6 protein-coding genes are annotated in these 3158 nt (G+C 56.5%); all 6 read right to left on the bottom strand.

Translation table 11 applies throughout. From position 1 onward, the window contains the following. Positions 1–404: DUF3987 domain-containing protein (locus O6944_04170; GenBank protein MCZ6718336.1), on the bottom strand; the 404-nt coding region annotated here is incomplete at its 3' end. Continuing rightward, positions 394–885 (bottom strand): hypothetical protein, encoded by a 492-nt coding sequence (locus O6944_04165; protein ID MCZ6718335.1) that lies wholly within the window; start codon positions 883–885, stop codon positions 394–396. The genes O6944_04165 and O6944_04170, both read right to left, overlap by 11 nt. A gap of 37 nt (positions 886–922) precedes the next feature. Continuing rightward, complete coding sequence (locus O6944_04160) at positions 923–1249, bottom strand: hypothetical protein (GenBank protein MCZ6718334.1); 327 nt, start codon at positions 1247–1249, stop codon at positions 923–925. Between the two features lie 136 nt (positions 1250–1385). Further along, the gene (locus O6944_04155) at positions 1386–1613 is read right to left on the bottom strand and encodes a helix-turn-helix domain-containing protein (protein MCZ6718333.1); all 228 of its coding nucleotides are present in this window, start codon (positions 1611–1613) and stop codon (positions 1386–1388) included. A gap of 173 nt (positions 1614–1786) precedes the next feature. Then, positions 1787–2338, bottom strand: a complete 552-nt coding sequence (locus tag O6944_04150) for a hypothetical protein (protein MCZ6718332.1) — start codon at positions 2336–2338, stop codon at positions 1787–1789. A 73-nt stretch (positions 2339–2411) separates the two neighbouring features. Next, positions 2412–3158, bottom strand: a 747-nt coding sequence (locus tag O6944_04145) for a site-specific integrase (GenBank protein ID MCZ6718331.1), incomplete at its 5' end; no start/stop codon positions are given.

Raw genomic sequence — 3158 nt, 5'->3', positions numbered from 1 at the left:
TCAATCGCGCTGGCGACAAGACGCCCGAGCGGTCGAAGGGCCTCAGCGATGGCGGCGCTTTTCATAACGCCTGGGCGACCTATGACGGCTCCCCACAAGTTCGGGACCACCAGCCAGTTATCCTGCTGTTTGGGGTGGATGCCGATGTTGCGCCCAACCAATGACGACAACGCTACGATTGCCGGCACCGCGATGAAATCTAGTGGCATTGAGGCGCGTTCCGCGAAATCTACGATCCAGCCCCGCAAGGGTGTCGGGATCATGTTTTCCGGTAGGCCGGGAACATCCGGCAGGAGTGGGGGTAAAGATGTTAAATCGCCCCAGTCACGAGGTACCAAAAGTGCCAAAAGCCCGCCGGCACCGTCACCCGGCACGCTATGCCCGCGAGGTCGGTCATGCTGCATGGCGCTCGCCTCTAACTGTGATAGCGAAGCGAGGTTTGACTTGCTCCTGAAGTCTTTGGGCCAGTTCGTTCGCAAGCGTCCTTGATAGGCAGCGCACCTCCGGCACTCGACCTAAGACAAGCCGCAGGTTCGCAGTCCAATCCAAAACGCAGACGCCGGCATAATCCCGACTGTGAAGCCACGCAGCGGGGGTCGGGTAGAGATTGACCGCCTGGCCTCGCCACTCCGCCACGAACAGAGCGTGTTCACCTAGGACCGTCGCCAGTCCGCACCGCATCCACCACACGACAGGATCATCCACGGCATATGCCACGATGTCATAGGGCACGCCGAATCGATCATCGACGGGTATCTGTAAGGCGGGAAATCCACCTTCGCACGGCTGATAGGAGCCGTCGTCGAAGACCAGGATTTTCGGGTCGATCCTGCAGCACTCGTTGATGAAATCTGACACCTCCGGCAATCGTATGAGCGCGTTCATAGCAAGGACCCCCGCTCAAGTTCCTCAAGGCTGGCGATCATGAGCGCCGCCTCCGCCAAGTCACGCTCTCAGCCGACATGGCTTCGGAGAACTTTGCGGCGTCCTTGCTGTATCTCTGGAAATGAAGTGCCCGAAGTAAGGCCGCCTCGCCGGATGGTCCGGGGTTGTTGATCGCCTCGATCTTGCTGCTGTTGACCTCGGCCCAGTTCCTCAATGGCTTCGGGTGTAGGAGTCGATGCTCTTCGGCGATGTAAGAGAGACTGTTGGACTTGCCGTTGGCCTTGGTGCCGTTGCGCTTATCGACGTGAGCAGCCTGAACCGCGCGCTTGCGCCTTGTTGGTTTGAGTATTAAATTATATGACATTCATCTGCGCCTATCTGCGATGTGTGGGTGGATGTCTCGTCAAAGACAGTTTTCGAGAACAGCCTCGGTGTTTGTCGCGCCGGGGCTGTTCCTTTTTGGCTGGGTGCCAAATTCGAGATGTTGGTGGTTCCCGGCATCAGACGGCGTCGGCTGGGCCGGGGTCGCTCGTGGACAAGCGCCGTCCCGCCTCGATGATTTCGAGAAGTTCGGAGCGCTTGTATCTGACCAACCTCCCAATCTTATAAAAAGGGATCGGTCGCTGGCCGGGCCGAACACGTTGCGTTTCGAGGTGCGCTACCGATACGCCCAGAACGCTGGCGGCTTCGGGCGTGGGGATCATTTCGCTTAGTGAGGCGGATTTCATAACAACCCATCCTTTGTGGTGATCGCCACAAAGTGCAGCTTAGTGAACGCCGCAATCTGCAGCTTGGATGGGTATTATTTACTGCGGGTACAAACCAACGCAAGGCCTAACACACTGTTATATAATGGTTTTTAAGTGCGCCCAGAGGCGGGGGGTTCATCTCCATAAGATTTTCAGGGAGTTTGCTGCGGGGTGCTGAACGGGTCAGCAATACGCGGCAACTCCTTGGCGCTGGCGACGATCCTCGCATAATATTCGTCACCGCGATGGTCCTTTAATACGATGACCATCATGTCGTGAAGGAACTCCATCCACACGCCCTCTTCGACGCCCGTCTTTACGGTACGGCTGGGGTGCTTTCCTGTCATCTCCTTGAAAACGGCCCCCACTTTATGGGCGAAATGCATCTTCACATTCCCAACCGACGTGACAGCCAAGGAGCCGCCCCTCGCGCTCTTTTCCTTCGTGGCCCCCTTTGCTGTGCGGTAAGCGGAAGCATCTAGCTGCTGCAATTGATTAATGAATGTGCGCGACACAATGCCTAAATTTAGTTCGGTGAGATTATCTTCGCCGTCTGAGATAGCCAGGAGCAGCGCTAGAGCTTTCTCTTGAATGGTCCAAATTGCGTCCACCTGTTGGCGGTGACTCGGATTGTTTTTTGCTTCATTAATCGCGGGCTGGTAAATCTCGATCCACCCGGTAACGATGTCAATCAGCCGCGACACATTAGCCGCCGATGGGGCTTTCCCCTTACTGGCGGCGGTCAATAATTTAGTCGCTTTCTGCCTAGTTATTTTGCTAACGGCTTATCTGTACCACCTTACCGCCCGCGATGATGTTGCGAAGGCGGCGTGCCCAGGCGTCGGTAATCTCGGTCTTTTCCTTGAGGTAGTCGTGCCGGTCGTATACCCGACCGACGCCCTGCTCGGTATGGTTCAGGAGTCGATCAACGAGGAACCGGCTAAACCCCAACCGCGTGGATTCCGTGCTCATCGTGCGGCGCAAATCGTGGCTGCGGAAATCAGTCACCTTCGAGCCCTTTTTAACATCACCAGCTATCTTGCTAGCCGGGTAAATATGCGCCTCTTTTTTGGTCGGGGAGGGAAACACAAACCGATCATGCCTGCCCCTCTGGGCTTCAATGAGTTCGGTTGCGAGTTCTGAAAGTGGGACAACGTGAATGCGCTTGTTCTTGATGCGCACTCCGGGGATCGTCCAGATATCCCCGTCGATCTCTGACCACTCCATCCCGACAACTTCTCCAAGGCGCTGGCCTGTCACCAAGACGATTTTGTAGACCGTTCCCAAGGCGCCACGCTTTGCAAAATCCTTCCAGAGCGCCCGCAACTCAACTTCGTTGTAAACCCGCTCGCGCTCAACCTCAGGGGACGGGCGCTCCACGTCCCTGGAGGGGTTGAACTTGATATCGCTAATCTTCGGGTTCTTGACCGCCCAGGCGTAGACCTTTTGTACGCACGAAAGAACGCGGTTGGCCATGATAGGTCCATTGACGGTTTTCACCGTACCCAGCAACTCGGCCACGTC

The sequence above is a fragment of the Gammaproteobacteria bacterium genome (assembly GCA_027296625.1).
Taxonomy (GTDB): Bacteria; Pseudomonadota; Gammaproteobacteria; order JAKEHO01; family JAKEHO01; genus JAKEHO01.
The sequence above is the reverse complement of the archived record's forward strand: the minus strand, read 5'-3'. Positions and strand labels throughout refer to the sequence as shown.